This window comes from Nocardia inohanensis NBRC 100128, from assembly GCF_001612945.1.
Lineage (GTDB): Bacteria > Actinomycetota > Actinomycetes > Mycobacteriales > Mycobacteriaceae > Nocardia > Nocardia inohanensis.
The window spans coordinates 40,609-63,850 of the sequence record NZ_BDBK01000016.1 but is presented as its reverse complement, the minus strand read 5'-3'; the positions used below and the strand labels follow the sequence as shown (position 1 = coordinate 63,850).

The following is a 23,242-nucleotide window of genomic DNA, read 5'->3' as shown; positions in this document are numbered from 1 at the left end:
TGGCCGGGCGACTGCCGGCCGCCGTATCAGTAGGAGGGCTCTTCACCCATCGCGTCGGCGCGCTCACGCACCTCGCGCAGGCGCACCAGCGCCGTCTCGATCTCGGTCAGCCGCTGCTCGCGCCGCTGCGGCGAATGCACCGCGGCGGCCTCCTCGGCGGCGCGCAGCGAGGCGTCCACCGAGCGCAGCGTGGCATTGGCGATATCGGTGAAATGGTCACGCAGACTGCGCTGTACGCCCCGCAGCCGGTACCGCGACTCCTTGGACACCTGGAAGATCACATCGTCCATCAGCCGCGCCACCGCCACCTTGGCCTCGGATTGGCGGCGCTGGGTGCGGGTCTTGCGGTCGTCCCACAGCGCGTTCACGCCCAGCAGCACGCCCGCGCCCGCGGAGTACCAGTTCACCAGCGACATACCGAGCAGGCTGGTGGCCAGGCCGACCATCAGGATGCCGCCGTAGGAGCCGCGCAGTGCGGACAGCACCTGTTGGGTGACACCGGCTTTCGCGCTGTCCAGGGTGTCCATGGCGGCCACCGGCTCCAGGACCGCGCCCACCTCGCCGGGATCGTCGAGCTTGAGATCCGCGGTGGGAACACCGCTTTCGGGGAACTTCGCGGCCACCTGCTCGGCCAATTCCACCGAACGGTAGTGGGCGATGACGAAGTTCTCCTCCACCGCCTCGCAGATCTTGGCATCCAGGTCGGCCCCGAAATCGTTCCAGCGCTTCACCGGATCGCGCTTCATGATGTCGGCTTCGGCATCGCGGATCAGGCTGCGCAGGCGATGCCGCAGATCGTGTTCGGTATCGGCCATCAACTCCGCCGCGCCGTCGGCGAGGGTGACCTGCCAGTTGGCGGAGCGCTGCCGCAGCTGCTCGGCCTCCTCGCGGGTGCGGCGCAGCTCTTCGGTGATGACGCCGTAGCGGCGCGGGTCGCGCAGGGTCTCGGCCTCGGTGCGCAGGGCCAGCGCCAGATGATCGGTGATCAGCTGGATATCCCGGACCGCGGCCTCGGCGGCCACCGTGTCGGCGCGGCCCAGCACGTAGGCGCGCAGATGGTCGAGCAGTTGCGGCACACCGGATTCCAGGTCCAGCTGCTGATCGCCGGATGCCTGGGCCCGGGTGTGCAGCAGCGCCGAGGCTGGGGCGACCGCGAAGGCGAGACCGGCCTGATCCAGCAGGCGGCGATCCTGCTGCTGCACCTGCGGCCACTGCGGATACTCGTCGATCTTGTTCAGCACGCAGACCACGGTCGGGCACACCTGCTGAATCCGCTGCAACTGCTCGATCTGGCCCGGCGTGAACGGCGCGTCCGCGGCGGCCACGTAGAGCACGGCGTCGGCGGCGGCCAGCAGCGACCAGGTGGCGGGGGTGTCACCGGGCGAACCCGGGGCATCCAGGACCACGAAACCCTCGGCCAGCAACGGGCTCGGAGCGGTGACCTCGGCGCGCACCACGCCATCGGAGGGCAGGGCGGTGAGCGCGGTCGCCGGATCCACCGATTCCCGTTCGGCCCGGCCGCCGACCGCCTTCACCAGGATCGCGGCGGGCTGCGCGCCGTACTCGGCGATCACCGGCACGCTGTGCTGGGAATCGGTGGCGCTCACCGGCATTCCCACCAAGCCGTTGACCAGGGTGCTCATACCGCTCTTGGAATCGCCCACCACCACCAGGCGCACCCGGGGATCGGCGATCCGGGCGCGCGCGATACCGAGGCGAGCGGCCAGGTCGGAGCGGCCGACGGCATGGGTCTGCTGGAGCAGCTCGTCGAGCAACTCCAGCAGGGGGCCCATCACATCCGGATTCTTCACGGCGGTAAGGCTTTCCAGGCCGCTCACAACAGCAAGGTGTGATCGGCCCCGCCGTGCACCTGGAAGTGGTTGTCGGCGAAGGAGGAATCGGATATCAGCTGGGTGCTCAGCGCACCGTTGTCGTACAGCGAAGCGGTGGCGTGCCAGCCGGAGTCCTCCGACAACGGCAGCACCGAAGGATGGCTCCCCGCTCCGCTCGCATCAGCGGGGTACTGGCTGGACGAATCACCGAGCGCGCTCGTATCACTCGCGAACAGCACGGACGAGTCGCCGGATTCGAAGCCGCTCGTGTGACTCGCGAACAGCACGGAATCGTCGACCGGCAGCGCGTACGCGTCGCTGACCGCGAGCACGTGCGGGCCCGAATCGTTCACTTCCGCAATCGGTTTCACCGGGACCGGCTTCGGCGCGGTGGCCTGCGGGGCCACGGTCGGCTGCGGGGCCACCGACGGGACCGTGATCTCCTGGCTGGGCAGATGCGGTTGGGTCGCCTGCGGCTGGGTGGTCGGGACCGTCGGCACCGTGACATCGGCGGTGGGCACGCTCGGCTGCGTCACCGTCGGCGCGTGCGTGCTGCCGCCGTCGGTATCGGGCACCGTGGAGGTGCCGCCGTGCGTGCCGGTCTGATCGCCGCTGTTCGGGCGGGTCACCTCGGGAACCTTGGTGGCGCCGCCGGTCGGGCCGTCGGTGTCGGTGCCGCCCGTGGCACCGCCGCCGGTGGTCGCACCGCCCGTCGTGCCGCCGTGTGCGCCACCGCCGACCGTGCCGGGAGTGATTGTCGCCCCGCCGGTTTCGACCGACGGAATCTTGGTCATGGTCGGCAGCGACGGCGCGGTCGTCAGCGCCACATCCGGCTTGGGCGGCACGCTGACCTGCGGCACCGCGGTGCCCGGCGCGGCCGAGGCCGGCATCGGCTTGGCGACCATGGTGGCCGGATGGCTGGTGCTACCGGCCCCGTCCGCGGCCAGCACCGGAGCGCGATGATCGGCGAACAACGACGGTGTGTTCACCGCGGGGACCGTCAGCGGCGACGGGCCGCCGGACGCACCCAACAGGTTCGCGATGGGATGCTGCGCGGCATCGGGCTGAATCGTGGTCTGCAAAGGCGTGGCCACCACGGGCTGCGCCACCGCCACCGGAGCGACGGACACCGGCGCGACGGCCGCCGGGACCACCGGGGCGACCGCGATCGGCGCGACCGGGGCATTGAACGCGGGGGCGGCGGGAGCCGTGGCCACCGGCGCGGGCGAACCGGCCGGGGCGACAGGCGATCCGGGAGCCGCAGCGCCACCGAAACCACCCTGGGGCGACACACCGGAACCGAGGCCACTCTGCGGCGACACACCGCCGACCCCGCCGGGGGCCGAGCCACCGGCGCCGATACCGGTCGGAGCCGCACCAGCGCCGACGGTGCCCGGGGCAGCAGCGCCTCCGGTGCTCACCCCACCGGCATGACCGGTCGCACCGTGCGCGTCCTCGGCCGAACCGCCGGGCTTTCCATATGTCTGGCCGCCCAGCACATTCGCGCCCGCGGTAGCCGGATTCATATCGGCGGCAGCGGGATTCGCTGCTCCGCCCGCAGCGGGATCAACGGCCCCGGCAGTTGCCGGGTTTCCCGCTCCCGCAGCCGGATTAACGCCTCCGGCGGTAGCGGGGTCGGCCGATGCACCTGCCGCGGGATTGACCGCTCCGGCGGTAGCCGGGTTGGTGGCTGCGGAATCACCGTTGGGGGCAAGCGGATTCGTGGCGGTTGCGCCCGGCTGGGTACCGGCGGAATGGGCGGCCGGGCCGCCTTCCTTGACGTACTGCCCCATCTGCTGCTGATACTCGGTGTACTGGTGGCCCACGTCGCCGACGTCGAACTCCACCTTCATATCCGACTTGAACCAGACGCCGTCCAGTCCGACGTGCGCGTCCACGTTCCACTGGGTCTTGACGAACATGCCGATACCGGAATCGCCCACACCGTCGAAATCGGTTCCGGGCGTAGGGTTCGCGGGTGCGGGGCTCAGGGCTCCGGGGATCCCGGTGTCGCCGAGGCCGCCGGGCAGGAAGGCGCTGGGCAGGCCGGGCAGATGACCGTCGGCCCCGGGGATCTTCAGGCCGGGCAGGAAGTCGGCGGGCTCGCCGTCGAAGGACGGCAGGCTGGGCACCGTGGGCAGGGTCAGCTGACCGTCGCCCCACGGGATGGTGACGCCGGTATTGCCGTGATGGCCGTCCAGCACCCCGCTCTCGGGGTGATAGCCCTGATACGCCGCCGAATAGTCGGGCTGCGGAATCGTGTATCCGCCCGCATCACCGAATCCGCCGCCGTAGTAGCCGCTCATGGTGGCGTCGGAGGGCAGGCTGCCGAAGGTGCCGGGCAGGAAGCCGGCGTCGGTGCCGTAGTGGTGATTGTCGGGGTGCGGCTGATCGGAGACCGAGACGACGGCGGGACCCAGCTTCGCCGGTGGCGTCGCCGAATCGGCGGTCAGGTCCGGGAAGGTGACGGTCGGGCTGGGCTCGTCCGGCTTGGGATCCTCGGCCTCGGACCAGCCGACGATCCGGCTGTCGTGATTAGTGTTGTCGTCGGAGGCGCCGCGAGTGCCGCCGGCCGCGAGGAGCGCGCCGCCGGTTACGTACGCGCCTGCCCTCGCTACGCGCGCGACTCCGGTGGCAATGCGATACGCGGTGTCTTCCACGTAGTTGTCGCCGGCTTCGGAATCGTCGTCGTAGGGCAGATCACGTGTCATACAGGCTCCGCTCTCACTGATCGGCGGCCCGCCGATGGCAGACCGCCGCTCTCAAACTCGTTTCACACCCTATTTCCGGATAACCGGTCTGTCACATCCACCAGGTAGGCGGCGGATTGCACAGAGGTGCGACACATAGCTTGTCACCCGGCATATCAGGACGGAAGCCCCAGTTTCTCACTGCGTAACGGACCAAAGTTACAAAACAGGACAACTGGTCTCAGGGCAGAGCCGGAGCATACTCCCGCCCCTCTCGCGCACCGGTGAATGAGAACCAGGAAGGGAGGTGCGGCGCCGAACCCGCCGGGCCCCAACCCTTTGAACGAGCTGTGCCCCGCTGCCATCGGGCAGCGGGGCACATCGTTCAGCGGATAACCCGCTTACTTCTTCGGCTTGTCGGTGGCGGACTCGGTGGAGAGCGCCGCCACGAAGGCTTCCTGCGGGACGTCGACGCGGCCGATCGTCTTCATCCGCTTCTTGCCTTCCTTCTGCTTCTCGAGCAGCTTGCGCTTACGCGAGATGTCACCGCCGTAGCACTTGGCGAGCACGTCCTTGCGGATGGCGCGGATGTTCTCGCGGGCGATGACGCGGGAACCGATCGCGGCCTGGATCGGCACCTCGAACTGCTGGCGCGGGATGAGTTCGCGCAGCTTGGTGGTCATCTTGTTGCCGTACGCCTGGGCGGCGTCCTTGTGCACGATGGCCGAGAACGCGTCCACCGCCTCACCCTGCAACAGGATGTCCACCTTCACCAGCTCGGCTTCCTGCTCGCCGGCCTCTTCGTAATCGAGCGACGCGTAACCGCGGGTGCGCGATTTCAGCGAGTCGAAGAAGTCGAAGATGATCTCGGCCATGGGCAGCGTGTAGCGCATCTCGACGCGGGTCTCGGACAGGTAGTCCATGCCGAGCAGCTCGCCGCGGCGCGACTGGCACAGCTCCATGATGGTGCCGATGAATTCACTGGGCGCGATGACCGTGCACTTGGTGATCGGTTCGAAGATCTGCTTGAGCTTGCCCGCCGGCCAGAACGACGGGTTGGTGACGATCTGCTCGGTGTTGTCTTCCTGGATGACCCGGTACACCACATTGGGCGCGGTCGAGATCAGATCCAGCCCGAACTCACGCTGCAACCGCTCGCGGGTGATCTCCATGTGCAGCAGGCCGAGGAACCCGCAGCGGAAACCGAACCCGAGCGCCACCGAGGTCTCCGGCACATAGGTCAGGGCGGCATCGTTGAGCTGCAACTTGTCCAGCGCGTCACGCAGATCCGGGTAATCGGAGCCGTCGACCGGGTACAGACCGGAGTAGACCATCGGCCGCGGTTCGCGGTAACCGGTCAGCGCATCGGTCGCGCCGTCGCGCGCGGAGGTGACGGTATCGCCGACCTTCGACTGCCGGACGTCCTTCACACCGGTGATGAGGTAACCGACCTCGCCGACCCCGAGTCCCTTGGTGGGCTTGGGTTCCGGCGACACGATGCCGATCTCGAGGAGTTCGTGGGTCGCGCCGGTGGACATCATCTTGATCTTCTGGCGCGGGGTGAGCTTGCCGTCGACCACACGCACGTAGGTGACGACGCCGCGGTAGGTGTCGTACACCGAGTCGAAAATCATGGCGCGGGCCGGGGCATCGGCATCGCCGACGGGGGCGGGCACCTGCTTGACGGCCTCGTTCAGCAGCTCGGCCACACCCACACCGGTCTTACCGGACACCCGCAGCACGTCCTCGGGCTCACAGCCCACGATGTGCGCGAGCTCGGCGGCGTAGCGATCGGGATCCGCGGCCGGCAGGTCGATCTTGTTCAGGACCGGAATGATGGTCAGGTCCTTGTCCAGCGCCAGATACAGATTGGCCAGCGTCTGCGCTTCGATGCCCTGCGCGGCGTCGACCAGCAGGATCGCGCCCTCACAAGCCTCGAGCGCGCGCGACACCTCATAGGTGAAGTCGACGTGGCCCGGGGTGTCGATCAGGTGCAGGACGTAGTCCTCACCGTCGACCGTCCACGGCAGCCGCACGTTCTGCGCCTTGATGGTGATACCGCGCTCACGCTCGATATCCATGCGGTCGAGGTACTGCGCCCGCATGGCGCGCTCCTCCACCACTCCGGTGAGTTGCAGCATGCGATCGGCCAGGGTCGATTTCCCGTGGTCGATGTGCGCGATGATGCAGAAGTTCCTGATCCGGGACGGATCGGTGAACGTCGTATCGGCGAAGCTGCTAATCGGAGTCACTCCTCGGCATGGCGAAAAGGCGGCATGTCAACCCAGAAGTCTACGGCGTGGCTCAGGGTGCTTCTGCCCCCGGCACAACCCACCGGTGAACTGGGCTTTGCCGCAACCCATTCCGGCCCGGATGAGAAACCGCGCGACCGCCGTTAGGGTGGCGAGATGGCCGGCAGGTGGAACGCGCTGGGGAAGCAGTTGGGGAACATGGCGAAAGAGCAGGGTTCGCAGCTCGTCAAGCAGCAGGGGCCGAAGCTCATCGATCGGGTGCAAAAGTCCTCGATGTGGGATCGGGCGCTGCGAGCGGTGACGACGCCGAAGCAGGCGGCGGGGGTTTCGGTCCGGCCGACGTCTTCGGCGGGGGTGCCGTCGCGGGAGCGGGCGCGGCAGATCGTGTACTCACCGCAGTTGGACGGGCGGGCCGATCCGGGCGAGATCGTGTGGACGTGGGTGCCCTACGAGGAGGACCCGTCCAACGGTAAGGACCGCCCGGTGCTGGTGGTCGGCCGCGACGGCAAGACCCTGCTCGGGTTGATGCTCTCCTCGAACGCCGATCATGCCCACCACGACAATTGGGTGGGCATCGGCGACGGACCGTGGGACAGCGCCGGACGCGACAGCTGGGTCCGGCTGGATCGCGTCCTGGACGTACCCGAGGCCGGGATCCGCCGCGAGGGCGCGATCCTGCCCCGGAAAACCTTCGACCGCGTGGCGCACCGGCTGTGCGCCGAATACCACTGGCATTAGACAACTCTCGTGGCTCTCGGGGGCTTCGGCCCCCGACCCCCCGAAACAACGAGCCCCGCGCTGCCGGGCGCGGGGCTCGTTTCGGTAATGGGGATCAGCTGACCATGTTGCGGGAGCGGCCGAACATCAAGCTGTAGACGAGCGCTCCGAGCACGCCGCCGATCAGCGGGAACACGATGAACACCCAGAGCTGGGAGAGTGCGCCGTCCTGGTAGAAGGCGACGGCGAGGCTGCGGGCGGGGTTGACCGAGGTGTTGTCGATCGGGATCGAGATCAGGTGGATGACCGCCAGGGTGATGCCGATCGACAGGCCCGCGAGGGGCACGTCGGAGAGCTGATCGGTGGAGGCCAGCACCACGAAGACCAGCAGCGCGGTCAGGATCACCTCGACGGTGATGGTCGCGGCGAGCCCGTAGCCGTTGATGACGATGCCGCCGAGCTCCAGCTTGGAGGGGCTGTGCGCGCCCCAGCCGTTCGCGCCCAGGCCATCGCGGGCGCGGTCGTAGGAGGGCAGGTTGTGCGCGACGGCGTAGATGGTCGCGCCCGCGAGCAGCCCGCCCACGAACTGCGCCACCCAGTACATTCCGGCCACCGCCGGCGTCACCCGTCCGAGCAGCAGCTGCCCGACCGTGACCGCCGGATTCACATGGCAGCCCGAGATCGGCCCGATGGCGTACACCAGGAACAACAGCGTGAACCCGAAGGCCAGCGCCACGCCGAGCGCGCCGACCCGGCTCCCGGCCAGCACCGCGGTGCCGACACCGCCGAGCACCAGCACGAATGTGCCCAGAGCTTCGGCGAAGAGCTTGCGTCCGAGGGACGGCGCTTGCAGATCCGCTAGATCCTCCGCGACTTCCTGTGCTGTGGGAGACATCGGTCACCTTCCGCTCAACTGGATACCGCACCGACCGAACACGGCTCGAATCCTCAGGCGAGGCGGGTGATTTCCACGACCACTTCGAGATCGGTCGAGCCGCTACCGGAGAAGATACCTTTGAGCGGTGGCACATCCGCGTAATCACGGCCCACTCCGACTGAAACGTGTTGCTCCGTGACGGGGATGTTGTTGGTCGGGTCGTAGCCCCACCATTCGCCGGTCCAGGCCTCCACCCAGGCGTGCGTCTGCCCGGCGACGGTGTGACCGACCTCGGCGGACGGGTCGGGGTGCAGGTAGCCGGAGACGTAGCGGCCGGGAATCCCCATGGTGCGCAACAGCAGCAGGGTCAGGTGCGCGAAATCCTGGCAGACGCCCTGCCTTTCGGCGAACGCCTCCACCGCGCTGGTGTGCACCGAGGTGGTGCCGGGCAGGTAGGTCATTTCGCGATGCACCCATTCGGCCGCGCGCACAACCGCTTTGGCGGGCGGCACCCCGCGCGCCAGCTGCCGGGCCACCGGGCCGAGGCGGCGTTCGCGCGGCACATACGCGGTGGGAGCGAGCAATTCGTCGAAGCGGTCGCCCACGGCATCGCCGCGCAACTCCTCCCAGGCCAGTTCCTCGGCGGGTCCGGCGAAGGGTTCGGTCTCCACCACCGAGGAGCTGGTCACCTCCAATTCGGTGTGCGGAGCGTGCAGGTCGAACGCGGTGACGATGGTTCCCCAGTAATCCAAGTAGCGGTAGGAGCGGGTCGAGGGCACCGTCTCGACCCGGTTCAGGATGACGTTCTGCCGGCTGTCGGCGCGCGGGGTCAGCCGGGCCTCGTTGAACGACCGGGTGACCGGCCCGTCGTAGACGTATCCGGTGGTGTGCACCACCCGCATGCGCCAGCTCATACCGCCTCCTCGACATGCACGCCGTTGCGGCCGTGCAATCCGGTCCAAGCCACCCAGGATTCGGCGTGGAAATACTGGAGAGCCACCGCCTCGCCGACCTCGCGGCAGGTCTGCTGCAACCACAGCAACCGGCTGGGCAGGTCCTCCAGCAGCACCGCGGCGGGCAGGAATTCGAGTTCGCTGCGGGCGCGGCCGAGCAGCCGGTGGGCTTCGTGGCGGGCGGCGAAACGACTGTTGGGGCGCTGATCCAGTTCTTGCAGACAGGTTTCGGCGACCTTCAGGGAATGGAAGACCGAGCGCGGGAAAAGCCGGTCCAGCAGAATGAAATCGGCGATCTGATTGGCGTCGAGCACGCCGCGATGGGTACGCAGATACGGGTCGTGCGCACCGGCCGAGCGCAATACCGTCACCCAGGCCGGGGAGGAAGTGCGGTCGCCGGCGCGCGAAAGCAGCAGGCGCACGGTCATATCCACGCGTTCGATGGAGCGCCCGAGCAGCAGGAACCGGTAACCGTCGTCGCGGCTGAGGGTGGAATCGGAGAGTCCGGCGAACATGGCGGCGCGGTCGGTGATGTAGTGACAGAATTCGTGCGGGCCCAGGGCGCGGGCGGCGCGTTCCGCGGCCGACAATCCGTTGTAGGTGGCGTTAAGGCATTCCCACATTTCGGTGGAGGTGACTTCTCTTGCGCCCCTGGCATTCTCGCGCGCCCTGGTGACGGCATCCACGATCGATCCGCCATTGCCGCGGCCGAAGGCGACCAGATCGGTCACCGACCAGACATCGAGTTCCCGCTCGGGCGGTTCGATGCCGAGCACCGTCAGCAAAACCCGTGAGGTCCGGTCCGGATCGACGGTGGCGTCCTCGAGCAATTGATGGACCGCGACATCCAGAATGCGCGCCGTGTACTCGGCGCGTTCGATGTACCGGCCGATCCAGTAGAGGGATTCGGCATTGCGCGCCAACATGATCGGACCTGCCTAACGCTGTATTCACCTACCGGCTACTGCTGTTGCTGCTGATTGGATCGAGTGGCGGAGGGTTCCCGGGCCTGATCGTGCTCCCGGGTGATGTGCATTTCGCCGACCAGTTGAGTGCCCGCGAGTTCACGCTCGGCGGCCGAGGTGCGCGGGGCCAGCACCCAGGTGTCCTTACTGCCGCCGCCCTGACTGGAATTGACCACCAGCGAGCCTTCCGGCAATGCCACCCGCGTCAATCCGCCGGGCAGCACGAAGATATCGTCGCCGTCATTGACCGCGAACGGCCGCAGATCCACGTGACGGGGCGCCAGGGTGCCGCCGATTTTCGCTGGGACCGTGGACAATTGGACGACCGGCTGAGCGATCCAGCCGCGCGGATCGGCACGCACCTTGCGGCGCACCGCATCCCGTTCCTTCTGGGTGGCGTCCGGGCCGATCAGGATGCCGTAGCCGCCGGACCCCTCGACCGGTTTCACCACCAGCTCGGCCAGCCGGTCCAGCACCTCCTCGCATTCGGCGGGCTCCCAGCAGCGATACGAATCCACATTGGGCAGCACGGGTTTCTCGCCCAGGTAGTACTCGATGAAAGCGGGCACATAGGTGTAGACGAGTTTGTCGTCGCCCACCCCGTTGCCCACCGCATTGGCCAGCACCACCGTGCCCGCGCGGGCCGCGTTCAGCACGCCCGCCACCCCGAGCATGGAATCCGGGCGGAATTGGATGGGGTCGAGAAAAGTGTCGTCGATGCGGCGGTAGATGACATCCACCTGCCGCTCCCCCGCCGTGGTGCGCATATAGACGACATTGTCGCGGCAGAACAGATCCCGGCCCTCGACCAGTTCCACGCCCATCTGCCGGGCCAGCAGCGAATGCTCGAAATAGGCGGAGTTGTGGACGCCGGGGGTCAGCACCACCACGGTCGGGTCGGCCTCATTGGGTGCGGCGGCGGCGCGCAACGCCTTCAGCAGATGACTCGGATAGTCGCCGACGGCCCGCACCCGATGCGAGGCGAACAGGTCCGGGAAGACGCGCGCCATGGTGCGGCGGTTCTCCATCACATACGAAACCCCGGACGGGGAGCGCAGATTGTCCTCGAGGACACGAAAGTCGCCGTGCTCGTCGCGGATCAGGTCGATGCCGGCCACATGGATACGGACACCGTTGGGCGGGATCAGCCCGGCGGCCTCGCGATGGAAATGCGCGCACGAGGTGACGAGCCGTTTCGGAATCACCTGATCGCGCAGGATGGTCTGCTCGCCGTACACGTCGGCCAGGAACGCCTCCAGGGCGCGCACCCGTTGTTTTATGCCGCGCTCGAGTTTGGTCCATTCCGTGGCGGCTATCACCCTCGGCACCAGGTCCAGCGGGAACGGCCGCTCCTGGCCCGAGAGTGAGAAGGTGATGCCCTGATCCACGAAGGCCCGGGCCAGCGCTTCGGCTCGCGCCGCCAGATCGGATGCGTCGATGGTGGCGAGCGCGGCATGAATGCCCCGATAGGCGGCGCGCGCCCGGCCGGTGGCATCGAACATCTCGTCATATGCCCGGTCGTATCGGCCTGGCCCATATCCCGCGAACACCCCGACCGCCGCATCATCGATGGCGGCGGGGCCGATCGGTGCTGTGACGGCCACGGCCGAACGCGCGGCTGCGGCGGGAGTCATGCAAAAATGGTCCATCACGCAGGGGCAACACGGGCTTCGACCGGGATAAATTTCTGGTTTCGGCCGGGCGTCGGAAGGGGCCGATTTCATACCGCGCGCCGTGTCCTGGTAATCTCGGTCGTCGGTGCTGCGCTGCCCCTCTCGTAGTGCGCACGAACAGACTTTGCATCCTGCATACACACCACTAACGAAGGAACACGAGGAAACAGGCGTGGCCAACATCAAGTCCCAGATGAAGCGGATCCGCACCAACGAGCTGGCGCGTCAGCGCAACCAGTCGGTGAAGTCCGCGCTGCGCACCTCGATCCGCAAGTTCCGCGAGGCCGCTGCGGCGGGCGAGAAGGACAAGGCGCTCGAGCTGATGCAGTCCGCTTCCAAGAGCCTGGACAAGGCCGCCTCCAAGGGTGTCATCCACTCCAACCAGGCCGCCAACAAGAAGTCGGCGCTGTCGCTGGCCTTCAACAAGCTCGGCTGATTCACCCCGGAAGTCATTCCGGACACAATGCTTCGCACAACCGCCGTGGCCACGACGACCACGGCGGTTTTCGCTGTTTCCGCACTCATGAACTTGCCTAGTCGGGGAGTTCGCAGCAGGATGGCTGGCGAACAGTCGGGGGCTGTCGGATATCACCTGCGTTGGGAGAAGTAGTGGCATCGCTGCGTAAGAACCGTTTGTCTTGGGCTCGGGGCGGGGTGGCTGCGGGGGCGGTCGCGCTCGCGCTGACTGCCGGGCTGGGCGTCGCTTCGGCGCGGCCGGTGGGGCCGTTCGAGGTGGGCGGGGCCATCGAGGTCGAGTTCGATCGGGCGGGCGGGGTGGACTTCTTCGGTGATCCGACCGGGCCGGAGCTGGATGCCGCGGGTGGGGGTAAGAAGCAGGAGTTCACCAATAACCAGTCGATCTATTGGACTCCGGCTACCGACGCGCATGCCGTGGGCGGGTTCATTCGGGACAAGTGGCGGAATCTGAGTGCGGAGTCGGGGACTTTGAAGTACCCGCTGGCCGATGAAGGGGCGACCGCCAAGCCCGGGCGGTATCAGCTGTTCCAGGGTGGGTCGATGTACTGGTCGGTGGGGACGGCCGCGCACGCTTTGACCGGTGTGGTGCTGGACAAGTACGGCAAGGTGGGCTGGGAGAACAGCCCGCTCGGGTTCCCGCTCACCGATGTGCAGAAGACCACCAAGGGCGAGGGTTTCTACACGCTGTTCGAAGGCGGGGCCATCTTCTCGACGACCAAGACGGGCACCCATGTGACGTGGGGTTCGATCCGGGACGAGTGGGTGCGCGCGGGTGCGGAGAACGGCTCCTACGGGTTCCCGACCAGCGACGAGTACGACTACCAGAACGGTAAGGCGCAGGACTTCCAAGGCGGGAAGATCACCTGGTCGCCGAACTCCTGAGTTCGTGGTGAACCGCGCACCGGTCAGCCGGTGCGCGGTTTCTCCCGTCCGGATCAGGCCGATTCGCGCAAGTCCAGAATGCGCGAAAGCGCGTGCTCCAGGGCGTAATTGGTGTCCGCGGCCTGGCCCTTCACATCACCGTTCAGCGCCGCCACCACCTGGAGGGCCTGCCCGATGGTGGCCCCGGTCCAGCCGCGTACCTGCTGCTGCGCCTTCTTCACCTTCCACGGCGGCATGCCCAGGTCGCCCGCCATCTTGAACGGATCGCCCCGTCCCGCCGACCCCACCCGCGCGATGGTGTGCACCGAGTCGGCCAGCGCATCGGCCAGCAGCACCGCGGGCACGCCGCGATCGATCGCCCACCGCAGCGCCTCCATGGCGGCCGCCCGGTCTCCCGCCACCGCCAGATCCGCTACTTCGAACCCGGTTACCTCGGCCTTGCCCGAGTAGTACTGCCGCACCGCCGCCACATCGACCTTGCCCCCGGTGTCGGCCGCCAACTGCGAACTGGCCGCGGCCAATTCCCGCAGGTCCGACCCCACGGACTCGATCAGCGCCTGCACCACGTCCGCCGAGACCTTCACATTCGCGGCACGAAACTCGTTGCGCACGAACTCCACCCGCTCGCCGCCCTTGCTCAGCTTCGCGCAGTTGTGCACCACCGCCCCCAGCTTCTGCAAGGCCGGCGCGAGCGCCTTGGCCCGGCCACCGCCGGTATGCAGAATGATCAGCACCACCCCGTCCGGCGGAGCCGAAGCGGCGTCCTGGATAACGGACACCGCATCCTTGCCGGCCTCCGCGGCCGACTCGAGCACGATCACCCGGTCCTCCGCGAACAACGAAGGACTCAACAGCTCCGCCAGTTCCGAAGTACTCGCATCCCCCGCCCGCAACCGATCCACCGGCAACGCATCCGGCTGGCTGCTGGCCGCCCGGGCCTGCGCGGTAACCGCCGCCACCGCCCGCTCGATCAGCAATTCCTCTTCACCGAGCACAAGATGCAATGGCGCAGGTCGCTGGTTCACGCCCCCGATCCTACGAGGCCCCGCCGACACTCCCGCCACCCGTGCCGCGGGGCGCTGCGCGCCGGGTGCCCGGGGACGAACTCGCGGCGCTCCGCGCCTCCGGCGGCGAGTCCGCCGGCACCGCCGACACTGATCGCGGGTGCAGTCCCGCGATGACGAGCACGCACAGCACGGCGGCCAGCATCCCGGTCCCAGGTCCAGTCGGTAGCGTCACCGACGCACCCAGCGCGGCGGCTCGTTCGGAGACGGTCAGCAGCCACCACAACAGCGGTGCGGCGCAATGCAATACGAGCTGGGCCGGCGGTGACCACAGGCAGGACAGCAGCGCACCCACCGCACCGAGCACCGTGATGGGTGCGACCACCGGTTCGACCAGCACGTTCACCGCGATCCCCACCAGGCTGAGATGTCCGGTCACCGCCACCACGACGGGTGTGGTGACGACGAACGCCGCCGTGGCGACCGCGAGCGCGTCCGCCGGGGCCCGCCACCAGCCGTGAGCCTGAAGCCAATCGGACCAGCCGGGGGCCAGCACGATCAGTCCGGTCGTCGCGAGTACGGAGAGGGCGAATCCGACATCGACCGCGAGCTCCGGGGACCAGCCCAGTAATCCGATCACGGCGGTGCACAGCGCGGGTACCGCCTGCTTCCGGCGACCGGTGCACAGTGCCAGCAGGGCCACCGCGCCCATGACGGCCGCGCGCAGCACACTCGGTGACGGTCGCGCCAGGATGACGAACATGATCAGCGCGACCCCCGCCACCACGGCCCCGATCCTCGGATCGACGGTGAGCGCCCGCATCGAAAGCAGCACAGCCCCAAGCAAGATCGTGATGTTCGCACCGCTCACAGCGGTCAAATGAGACAAATCGACCTCTCGAAAATTGTCCCGCACCTCCTCAGGCAGCCGTGCCGTATCGCCGATCACCAAGCCGGGCAACAACCCTGCCGCGTCCGGCGACAGCGCCGCGTCGGCTGCCCTCGCGAAGTCCGCCCGCACCCGCCCGGCGACCCGCTGCCACCACGGCGGCTCCCCCACCGCGACCGGCGCCCCGTCCGCCCGCAATACCGCAACGGTCAGATCCGATCGCCAAGGCCGATCCACCTTCCCCCGAAACGTCACCCGCTGCCCCGGCAGCAAGTCCCGCCACCGCGCCGCCGGCGCGAGCACCAGCACCGCTCCCCCGCCCTCGACAGTTCGCGCCCCCTGCTGAAACTCCACCAGCTCCCCGCGCACCAGCACCTTCCGCCCCCCGAACCCCTTACCGCCCACCGCCTTCGGATCATCCGTCGTCACCAAGGTGACCAGCACCCGCCCTGCCCGCACGTGCTCCCGCAACGGATGCCGCTCCACCCGATACACATCCCACGCCGCCGCCACCGCATACCCACCCCCGACCACCACCGCCGCCAGCAACACGAACACCGTTCCCCGATACCGTCCCAATCCACCCACGCCCGCACGACCCCGGCGCCTCCCCCCGAAACCCACACCTATCGAATCACTCCTGCCGAAACCCGCACCACCTCCGCCTCGCGCGCCGACACCCGCACCGCCGCAGCCGCGCCCGCCGACACCCGCACCGCCGGGGCCTTGCGCGCCCGCACCGGCGCGACCCCGCCCGTCGCGCCCGCGCCGACACGCGACCAGCAGCAATCCACCAGCGACCACACCGCATGTCGCCGCCAGCCACAATCCCGCGCGCCACCCCAGCACGATTCCGACAATCGTTGCGCCCCAACAGCACAACGCCGCCGGTACCAATCGAACATCGAGCGGCTCCGACATATCCAGAGCGCCACGTTCTTTCGCGTCGTTCGCCGACGCCCCTGGTTCGACGTTGTTTCCGCCCATCGCATTCATCGCCTCACCCCGTATGAGTTCGGCGGCGACTCACCGGGCGCGGTCGAACTGCCACATGGCGTGCCGAGTCCGCCGGCAGACGGAGTTCGGCCGTGTCCGCAAACGCCCACCGTGAGATCGGGCCCGAACCGGTGCCAATGGCCGACATCGACTGCACCGGCTGGGCGACAGCGTGATTCGTCCTTCTTCCACGTGGGTTGGCAGGTGGCGACGAGAGGCTGGGCGATCGGCCCGGTGCGCTCTGGAGCCGTGCGGCGAATGCCGGTCATATCGTCACCGCGTTTCGGAGGCGGGCGAGGCGGGTGGGGCCGATGCCGTCTATTTCGGAGAGTTGGTCGATCGAGGTGAAGCGGCCGTGTTTGGTGCGCCATTCGAGGATGGCTTTGGCGGTGACGGGGCCTACGCCGGGGAGGGCGTCGAGTTCGGATTCGGTTGCGGTGTTGAGGTTCGTCTTCGCGGCGGGGCCGGAGGGGCGGGGTTGGGCCGAGCCGGAAACGGCGGATACGGGGGTGGGGCCGTTGACTACGGTGCTGCCGATTTGCTGGACGGTGGGGCGGGATCCGGTGCGGCCGATGACTATTTGGTCGCCGTCGCAGAGGGGTTGGGCGAGGTTGAGGCCGGTGAGGTCGGCTTCGGGTTTCGGGGTGGCGGATTTCAGGGCGTCGGCTATGCGGGCGCCGGGTGGGAAGCGCAGGAGACCGCCGCGTTCGACCAGACCTACGACGCTGACGACTATTTCGGGGGTGGCGGGGTGGCTGCTCGGGGCGGCCGCGGAGCCGCCGGCGGGGTTGCTTCCCGGTGGGGTGATCGTGCCGGCTCCGGCATTCGCGGCCGGCATTCCGGGGGCCGGGCCGCCGGCTTGCGAGTCGTGTGGGCGTGCGACAGCGGGTTGTTGAGCACCGGGCGCGGTGGCCGGAGTTCCTGCTGCCGCAGGGGCTTCCGCGCCGGAGTCGATACTCGCGGCAGGGGTTATCGGTGGGACGGCTCGGACCGTGGGCTGGTCGCGCATTGCCATGGTCGCGGTCAATGCGATGACGAGGCCCGCTATGGCGGTGAGGACCAGGACGCCGCGGGGGCCGGGGTCCCAGCGGGTGCCTCGGAAGCGTTCGGGGACCAGGCGTTCGTGCCAGAGGGACAGGGGGCCGGTGGGTTCGGAGAGCCAGGCGGGTGGGGGTGGGTCGGGGCGGGGGTCGGGTTCGAGGTCGTCGAGGGATTCGTCGTCCCAACGGGGGCGGTGGGGACGGGTCTGGGTGAATTCCGGTGCGGTCGAACCAGGTTCGCGATGGGTGCGGGACATGGGTGCCACGGTAGGGACGCAGCCCTGTCCACTGCTGCGCCGACCTGGGGTTTCAGGAAAGCTGTGGATGGCGTTTCTCCTGTGGAGAAACGCCGTTCGGGCAGGTCAGTAGATGGTTCCCATGGCCGTGCGGACTTCGGTGAGGGTTCGGTCGGCGATGGCGTTGGCACGGTCGTTGCCCGCCCGCAGGATGTCGCTGACCAGGTGGGGATCGCGGGCCAGTTCGGCGCGGCGGGCGCGGTGAGCGGACAGGTAGGTGTTGACGGCTTCGGTGGTGAGTTTCTTGAGCGCGCTCGAGCCTTGGTCGCCGATCTGGTCGGCCAGCACCGTGACATCGGTTCCCGTGCATAGCGATGCGGTGGTGAGCAGGGCGGATACGCCGGGCCGCCCCTCCGGATCGAAGGTGATGCGGCGCTCGGAATCGGTTGGGGTGCGGCGGATCAGGGCCGCGGTCTCGTCGGCGTTCATCGACAGTGAGATGGCGTTGCCGTAGCTCTTGGACATTTTGCGCCCGTCCAGGCCGGGGACTTCGGGGGTGGTGGTGAGCAGGGCTTGCGGTTCGGGAAAGACCGGTCCGTAGCGTTCGTTGAACCGGCGCGCGATCACCCTGGTCAACTCGATGTGCGGAAGATTGTCCTTGCCGACCGGCACCAGATTGCCCTTACAGAACAGGATGTCGGCAGCCTGATGCACCGGATAGGTGAGCAGCAGCGCGCTCAACGCCCGCCCCGCCGCGGCATGCTCCGACTTCACCGTGGGGTTGCGATGCAACTCGGCCTCGGTCACCAGGCTCAGGAAAGGCAGCATCAACTGGTTGAGCGCGGGCACCGCGGAGTGCGTGAAGATGGTCGCCCGCGCCGGATCGATCCCCGCCGCCAGGTAGTCGAGCACCGCCCCGTGCACATTGTCCCGGACCGCCCCGAGCCCGTCCCGGTCGGTGATGACCTGATAGTCGGCGAGGATGACGAAGGTATCGACACCGAGGGCGTGCAGGCGCACCCGCTCGGCGATCGTGCCGAAGTAATGCCCGAGATGCAGTGCCCCGGTGGGCCTTTCGCCGGTGAGCACGCGATACCCGGAGGGATCGGCGGCGATATCGGCGGCCAGCGCGGTGCTGCGTTCGGCGGCTGCTGTGAAGGAATCGGATGGAATGGTCATGGTGCGGCTCTCCTGGAGTGGGGCTGCACGAAACCGGTTCCGCTGGAGTGGCATTCACGGGCTGCGTACAGCCCGCGGACATGAGTGATCGGGCTACCGGAGCAGCCGCCACCATGCCTGTCGAATGCGGATCACCGATCCACCGTAGCAGCGGACCGCCCCGAGAGCACCCGTGATCCGGCGCTCACCCGCAGCCACCGGGCACGACGAGCGCCCCGACCGCTCCCATCCCCAGGTGCACGCCCAGCGTCGGCCCGAATTCGGCCACGATGAGTTCCCGAATGCCCGGAACGAGATCCCGCAGCTGCCCCGCGATGGTGTGCGCGGCCTCCTCGGCCCCCAGATGCTGCACCGCCACCGCCGCGCCGTCCTCCCCGGCCGCGTCCACCGCCGCCGCGACGAGCTTGACGAACGCCTTGGACCGGGTCCGCGCCTTCTCCCGCAGTTCGAGCCGCCCCTCCACCATTTGCAGGATCGGCTTGGTCACCAGTTCGGTCCCGAAAAACGCTGCGGCGGTACTCAATCGCCCGCCTCGCCGCAACTGCTCGGTGCGATTGACCACGATGAACGCCCGCCCGCGCCCCGCCGCCGCGACGGCCGCGTCGTAGACGACATCCAACGCCGCACCGGTGCGGGCCCGCCGCGCCGCGGCCAGCACCGGCAGCCCGGTCCCCAGCCCCGCGCTCAGCGAATCGACCAGCCGCACCCGATCGGAGGCGTCCATATCCCGCACGGCTTGCCGCCCGGCCTCCCAGGTCCCGGAGAGCTGCCGCGAAATATGCACGGCCACAACGCCGTCGCCGCCGCTCAGTTCGAGCGCCCGCTCGTACGCTTCCCGCAGCTCCCCGGGCGACGCCGCCGAGGTGGTGACCTGCGAGGACCCGTAGTCGATATCGCCGGTGTCGATGCCTTCGCGCAGCTCCCGGTCATCGACCAGGATGTGCAGCGGCACCGCGATCACGCCGAGTTCCTCGGTGAGCGCGGCGGGCAGACTGGCCGACGAATCGGTGACAACCACCACGGCCATGGGCTAGCGGACCTCTCCGTGCCGGGGCACGACCGCTGAGAGCGGCGCAGCCCTCATGCAGTCCGGACCTGGCGGGCCGGGAGTTCGGCGAGCACCTTCACCATGGCGCGGGCGACCGCGGTGTGCCCGTCCCAGCCCCAATGGATGCCGTCCGGATTGGCGGGCCCGTTGAACACGTTGTCGTACACGGCTTCACCGATGTTCACCAGCGGCACGGAGTGCGCGTCGGCCCACTGCTGCACGGCCTGCACCATGGGATCGCGCCCACTGTGCACCCGCGCGTACGCATCGCACTGATGCACGGCGGGCAGCGTCCCGACGAACGGCAGTTCGGGCCGCAACTGCGCCAACGCGTTTCGCGCCTGCTCCAGGTAGTCCACGCTCACCGACGGCGGCAGGGCCACCGGCCAGCCGAGCGGGGACAGCCGCGGCTGCAACCAGTTGTAGGCGGTGCGCACCTGCCGCCGCAGCGACGAGGGCCGCACGTAGCGGATCATCTCGCGCAAGGCGGTGGGCAGCGGCGAGGGCAGCGAATCCATTCCACCGGTGGCGAATACGACCGCCCCGGCGCGCGGCACGGTGGCCCAGATGCGCGGATCGTTGATCAGCGCCCAATACCCGTCGCGATTGGTCCACCCGATGCGCGCCACCAGTTCGACATCCCAATCCAGTTCGGCCGCAACCAGGTTGGGCCAGATCCGGGGATGGTCGGCGGGCAGCCCGCCCTTGGGCCCGAAGTAGGAGAGCGAGTCGGCGATGACGAGCAGCACCGGCCGCTCGCCCGAACGCTCCGGCGCCGCTTCGGCTTTCGCCGCGGGCGCGCCGAACAGCGTGTCCGGCAGTTGCCGGACCTGCTTCACCTCGCTCGCCTGCCGCAGCAGCTCGTCGGAGACCTGCCGGTCGTCCGCGGGACTCTCAGAGGACATCAGGGGCAACCTTCGCCAACGCGTTCCACACATCCAAGCGCCAGCCGGGCTGCTCGAAGCTCGGACCGTGGCTGGTGAGCTGCACCCAGCTGGTATTGGCCAGTCCACCCATGGCGGGCCAATTCGCGGGCGGCAGGTCGAGCAGAGCCGCGGTCAGCGCCGCGATCAACCCGCCGTGCGCAACCAGGAGAATGGTACGGCCGGGCCAGTCCTCGCGCTCGGCGAAGAGTTCCTGCACGACGGGCAGCGCTCGCGCGCCGACCTCGAGCTTGGATTCGCCGCCGGGCGGGGTCCAGGTGGGGTCCAGCCGCCAGGCTTTGCGCGCACCGGGGTAGAGCCGGTCGACCTCGTGGTGATCCATGCCCTCCCACTGCCCGAGATCGGTTTCGCGCAGGCGCGGATCGGTGTGCACGGGCAGGGCGGCGTGATCGGCGACGGCGAGCGCGGTGTCGTGCGCGCGCTTGAGATCCGAGGACACGATGTGGATCAGGTCGTTGCACGCCATGTCCGGGGCGCAGTCCTTGGCCTGCCGCCGGCCGATTTCACTGAGTTCGGTGTCGATCTGGCCTTGCATGCGGTCGGAGGCGTTCCATTCGGTCTGCCCGTGCCGCAGCAGGATCAACCGGCGGACGCCGGCCATCTTGCTCACTATTCGTCCCCGGCCTCTTCGTCTCCGGTCTGGGTCTCGTCGGCGGGCCGCGGCGTGCCGAGTCCCTCGACGGGCACCTGCGGGCAGTCCTTCCACAGCCGCTCCAGGCCGTAGAAGTCGCGCTCGTCATTGTGCTGAATGTGGATCACGATCTCGACGTAATCGAGCAGCGCCCAACGCCCTTCGCGGGTGCCCTCGCGGCGCACCGGCTTGTATCCGGCCTCGCGCAGCTTCTCCTCGACATTGTCGACGATGGCGTTGACCTGACGTTCGTTCGGCGCCGACGCGATCACGAAGCAGTCGGTGATCACCAGCTGCTCGGAGACGTCGAGCACGACCACGTCGGAGGCCAGCTTCTCGTCGGCCGCGAGTGCGGCCACCTTCGCCATCTCCAGAGCTTCGACCGATGCGCTCACCCTGCTACACCTTCCCGTTGCGACCCGGCACGTAGAGGTGCCGTTTCGATATGTATTGCACGACCCCGTCGGGGACGAGGTACCACACCGGCCGGCCTTCGCCCGCCCGCCGCCGGCATTCACTCGACGAGATGGCCAGGGCCGGGATCTCGATCATGGTGACGGCGTCGGCGGGGTAGTCGCGAAGGTGGTCGGCCAGGTGGTCGATGTTCAATTCGTACCCCGGACGGCTCACTCCGACGAATTTCGCCAGCTGGAACAGTTCGGACCAATCCTGCCAGGTGAGGATGCTGGCGAGTGCGTCGGCACCGGTGATGAAGTACAGATCCGCGTCCGGATGCAGTTCGGCCAGGTCACGCAGGGTGTCGACGGTGTAGGTCTCCTTGCCGCGGTCCACGTCGGCGCGGCTGACGGAGAAGCGCGGATTGGAGGCGGTGGCGATGACCGTCATGAGATAGCGGTCCTCGGCGGGTGAGACGGACCGATCCGCCTTCTGCCAGGGCTGGCCGGTCGGTACGAAGATCACTTCGTCCAGCTCGAAGCGATGCGCGACCTCGCTGGCCGCGACCAGATGCCCGTGGTGGATGGGATCGAAGGTACCGCCCATCACCCCCAGTTTGCGGCGCCCGTTCGTATGCACGAAACGCGAGCTTACCGGGGGCGATGGGCGGCGTGTCGGAGCGCCGGGCCGGTCAGGCGCCGAGCACGGTCTTCATCTGCGGCTTGAGCAGGTTGCCGAGCTCGGACCACGGGACGGTGACGACGATATTGCCCGCGGCGTGCGAGACGACCTCGCCGAGGTAGATGCGCAGACCATCCTTCGAGACCGTCCAGTTCTGGAAGTTCGATTCGGTGGCCGCGATGCCCGGCGACCAATAGCTGCCCGCGCCGTACTTCGCGTCGAGGGTGGCCTTGGCGTAGTCGGAGAGCTTGTCCAGCCCGCTGTTCAGATCGGTGAACAGATCCGGCAGCGTAATCGCCTGTCCGGTATCGGTACTCGTGTTGTGGGTGACGTACTCCTCGGACGGATGCGCCCCGTGCGTGTACATGAAGTTCACGCCCAGCTTGGCGCTCAGCACGTGAGCGCCGATGTAGACGTAATTGCTGGAGGTATCGCCCCGCAGATCGCTCGCCGTCCGCAACGCGTACACGTCGGCGTAGGCGCGCATGGCGGTATCGAACTCCTCCCGGGCCAGGTAGTACGGCCCGTCCGCGCCGTCGATATCGACGTGCGGGACCTGGATCTTGTAGTGGGCTCCCTCGATGACATAGCTGGTATCACGGAAGCCGTTGGGCGTGGCGCGGGCGATGACGGAACCGGCGGCGGTGGCGAGGATCACCAGCAGGCCGGCGAGGAGTGCGTGGGCGAGCGGACGCTTCATGCCCATGACGATCCGGCTGCGGCCCAACGCTTTTCTAATCGGCGGCTAATGGCCCGTGCGGATCCCGGGATATTCGCTGATTTTCCCGGATTCGATTCACCGTGACCGCAAACGGCGACTTCACCGCCGACTCGAGTTGCCATGTGTGTGCTGTCCGAAAAGTTGGAGTAAATCAGCACC

Annotated in this window: 21 protein-coding genes; 3 read left to right on the top strand and 18 right to left on the bottom strand. The window is 68.2% G+C overall.

What is annotated here, in order from left to right:
* Positions 1-26: 26 nt before the first annotated feature.
* The 3 genes from NI1_RS28385 to lepA all read right to left on the bottom strand — a co-directional run bounded on the left by NI1_RS28385 (position 27) and on the right by lepA (position 6,774).
* Complete coding sequence (locus NI1_RS28385) at positions 27-1,838, bottom strand: P-loop NTPase family protein (protein ID WP_245663446.1); 1,812 nt, start codon at positions 1,836-1,838, stop codon at positions 27-29.
* Positions 1,835-4,543, bottom strand: a complete 2,709-nt coding sequence (locus NI1_RS28380) for a hypothetical protein (RefSeq protein ID WP_067826615.1) — start codon at positions 4,541-4,543, stop codon at positions 1,835-1,837. The genes NI1_RS28385 and NI1_RS28380 overlap by 4 nt, the downstream gene beginning before the upstream one ends.
* Positions 4,544-4,923: 380 nt before the next feature.
* Entirely contained in the window at positions 4,924-6,774 is a 1,851-nt protein-coding gene (gene lepA, locus NI1_RS28375; protein WP_067826612.1) for a translation elongation factor 4, read from the bottom strand.
* 156 nt (positions 6,775-6,930) lie between these two features.
* Here lepA and NI1_RS28370 point away from each other — a divergent pair, with 156 nt between their 5' ends.
* Positions 6,931-7,512, top strand: a complete 582-nt coding sequence (locus NI1_RS28370) for a type II toxin-antitoxin system PemK/MazF family toxin (protein WP_067826610.1) — start codon at positions 6,931-6,933, stop codon at positions 7,510-7,512.
* Positions 7,513-7,606: 94 nt separating this feature from the next.
* Here the strand turns inward: NI1_RS28370 and NI1_RS28365 are convergent, their stop codons facing one another.
* The 4 genes from NI1_RS28365 to NI1_RS28350 are packed head-to-tail and all read right to left on the bottom strand — an operon-like array spanning position 7,607 to position 11,920.
* Entirely contained in the window at positions 7,607-8,386 is a 780-nt protein-coding gene (locus NI1_RS28365) for an aquaporin (protein WP_067826607.1), read from the bottom strand.
* 53 nt (positions 8,387-8,439) lie between these two features.
* Entirely contained in the window at positions 8,440-9,282 is an 843-nt protein-coding gene (locus NI1_RS28360) for a transglutaminase family protein (protein ID WP_084523855.1), read from the bottom strand.
* A complete protein-coding gene (locus NI1_RS28355; protein WP_067826605.1) occupies positions 9,279-10,247 on the bottom strand; it encodes an alpha-E domain-containing protein in 969 nt (322 codons plus the stop codon). Before NI1_RS28355 ends, NI1_RS28360 begins: the two co-directional genes overlap by 4 nt.
* 35 nt (positions 10,248-10,282) lie before the next feature.
* Complete coding sequence (locus NI1_RS28350; protein ID WP_084523980.1) at positions 10,283-11,920, bottom strand: circularly permuted type 2 ATP-grasp protein; 1,638 nt, start codon at positions 11,918-11,920, stop codon at positions 10,283-10,285.
* A gap of 211 nt (positions 11,921-12,131) precedes the next feature.
* Between NI1_RS28350 and rpsT the strand changes: the two genes are divergently transcribed.
* Positions 12,132-12,395 carry a 30S ribosomal protein S20 gene (gene rpsT / locus NI1_RS28345; RefSeq protein ID WP_067826602.1) on the top strand — a complete coding sequence of 88 codons (264 nt, stop codon included), beginning with the start codon at positions 12,132-12,134 and terminating at the stop codon, positions 12,393-12,395.
* A gap of 173 nt (positions 12,396-12,568) precedes the next feature.
* Complete coding sequence (locus NI1_RS28340) at positions 12,569-13,318, top strand: LGFP repeat-containing protein (protein WP_245663445.1); 750 nt, start codon at positions 12,569-12,571, stop codon at positions 13,316-13,318.
* Positions 13,319-13,371: 53 nt separating this feature from the next.
* Here the strand turns inward: NI1_RS28340 and holA are convergent, their stop codons facing one another.
* The 11 genes from holA to NI1_RS28285 all read right to left on the bottom strand — a co-directional run bounded on the left by holA (position 13,372) and on the right by NI1_RS28285 (position 23,062).
* Positions 13,372-14,343: a DNA polymerase III subunit delta gene (gene holA, locus NI1_RS28335; protein WP_067826600.1), complete on the bottom strand. Its 972-nt coding sequence runs from the start codon at positions 14,341-14,343 to the stop codon at positions 13,372-13,374.
* A gap of 10 nt (positions 14,344-14,353) precedes the next feature.
* Positions 14,354-15,769, bottom strand: a complete 1,416-nt coding sequence (locus NI1_RS28330; protein WP_067826597.1) for a ComEC/Rec2 family competence protein — start codon at positions 15,767-15,769, stop codon at positions 14,354-14,356.
* 68 nt (positions 15,770-15,837) lie between these two features.
* On the bottom strand, positions 15,838-16,116 hold the full coding sequence (locus NI1_RS38205; protein ID WP_157535382.1) for a hypothetical protein: 279 nt from the start codon (positions 16,114-16,116) through the stop codon (positions 15,838-15,840).
* A 356-nt stretch (positions 16,117-16,472) separates the two neighbouring features.
* Positions 16,473-17,504, bottom strand: coding sequence for a helix-hairpin-helix domain-containing protein (locus NI1_RS39585; RefSeq protein ID WP_245663444.1), 1,032 nt, complete (start codon positions 17,502-17,504; stop codon positions 16,473-16,475).
* Between the two features lie 105 nt (positions 17,505-17,609).
* Positions 17,610-18,662, bottom strand: a complete 1,053-nt coding sequence (gene trpS / locus NI1_RS28315; protein ID WP_174564534.1) for a tryptophan--tRNA ligase — start codon at positions 18,660-18,662, stop codon at positions 17,610-17,612.
* Between the two features lie 184 nt (positions 18,663-18,846).
* Positions 18,847-19,689, bottom strand: a complete 843-nt coding sequence (locus NI1_RS28310; protein ID WP_067826592.1) for a DegV family protein — start codon at positions 19,687-19,689, stop codon at positions 18,847-18,849.
* Positions 19,690-19,742: 53 nt separating this feature from the next.
* Entirely contained in the window at positions 19,743-20,615 is an 873-nt protein-coding gene (gene octT, locus NI1_RS28305; protein ID WP_245663443.1) for a diglucosylglycerate octanoyltransferase, read from the bottom strand.
* Positions 20,605-21,255 carry a histidine phosphatase family protein gene (locus NI1_RS28300; protein WP_067827647.1) on the bottom strand — a complete coding sequence of 217 codons (651 nt, stop codon included), beginning with the start codon at positions 21,253-21,255 and terminating at the stop codon, positions 20,605-20,607. Before NI1_RS28300 ends, octT begins: the two co-directional genes overlap by 11 nt.
* Positions 21,256-21,263: 8 nt before the next feature.
* The gene (gene rsfS, locus NI1_RS28295) at positions 21,264-21,680 is read right to left on the bottom strand and encodes a ribosome silencing factor (RefSeq protein WP_067826589.1); all 417 of its coding nucleotides are present in this window, start codon (positions 21,678-21,680) and stop codon (positions 21,264-21,266) included.
* A 4-nt stretch (positions 21,681-21,684) separates the two neighbouring features.
* Positions 21,685-22,320 (bottom strand): nicotinate-nucleotide adenylyltransferase, encoded by a 636-nt coding sequence (gene nadD / locus NI1_RS28290; RefSeq protein WP_084523849.1) that lies wholly within the window; start codon positions 22,318-22,320, stop codon positions 21,685-21,687.
* Between the two features lie 52 nt (positions 22,321-22,372).
* Entirely contained in the window at positions 22,373-23,062 is a 690-nt protein-coding gene (locus tag NI1_RS28285; protein WP_169815646.1) for an RsiV family protein, read from the bottom strand.
* Between the last annotated feature and the right edge of the window lie 180 nt (positions 23,063-23,242).

Coding starts and splice junctions, on each gene's coding strand:
- NI1_RS38205 (WP_157535382.1), bottom strand. CDS start 16,116: ATGTTCGATTGGTACCGGCGGCGTTGTGCTGTTGGGGCGCAACGATTG.
- NI1_RS28360 (WP_084523855.1), bottom strand. CDS start 9,282: ATGAGCTGGCGCATGCGGGTGGTGCACACCACCGGATACGTCTACGAC.
- NI1_RS28380 (WP_067826615.1), bottom strand. CDS start 4,543: ATGACACGTGATCTGCCCTACGACGACGATTCCGAAGCCGGCGACAAC.
- octT (WP_245663443.1), bottom strand. CDS start 20,615: ATGTCCTCTGAGAGTCCCGCGGACGACCGGCAGGTCTCCGACGAGCTG.
- NI1_RS28300 (WP_067827647.1), bottom strand. CDS start 21,255: ATGGCCGGCGTCCGCCGGTTGATCCTGCTGCGGCACGGGCAGACCGAA.
- NI1_RS28350 (WP_084523980.1), bottom strand. CDS start 11,920: ATGACTCCCGCCGCAGCCGCGCGTTCGGCCGTGGCCGTCACAGCACCG.
- NI1_RS39585 (WP_245663444.1), bottom strand. CDS start 17,504: ATGTCCCGCACCCATCGCGAACCTGGTTCGACCGCACCGGAATTCACC.
- NI1_RS28355 (WP_067826605.1), bottom strand. CDS start 10,247: ATGTTGGCGCGCAATGCCGAATCCCTCTACTGGATCGGCCGGTACATC.
- NI1_RS28285 (WP_169815646.1), bottom strand. CDS start 23,062: ATGAAGCGTCCGCTCGCCCACGCACTCCTCGCCGGCCTGCTGGTGATC.
- NI1_RS28365 (WP_067826607.1), bottom strand. CDS start 8,386: ATGTCTCCCACAGCACAGGAAGTCGCGGAGGATCTAGCGGATCTGCAA.
- NI1_RS28310 (WP_067826592.1), bottom strand. CDS start 19,689: ATGGCCGTGGTGGTTGTCACCGATTCGTCGGCCAGTCTGCCCGCCGCG.
- NI1_RS28370 (WP_067826610.1), top strand. CDS start 6,931: ATGGCCGGCAGGTGGAACGCGCTGGGGAAGCAGTTGGGGAACATGGCG.
- trpS (WP_174564534.1), bottom strand. CDS start 18,662: ATGACCATTCCATCCGATTCCTTCACAGCAGCCGCCGAACGCAGCACC.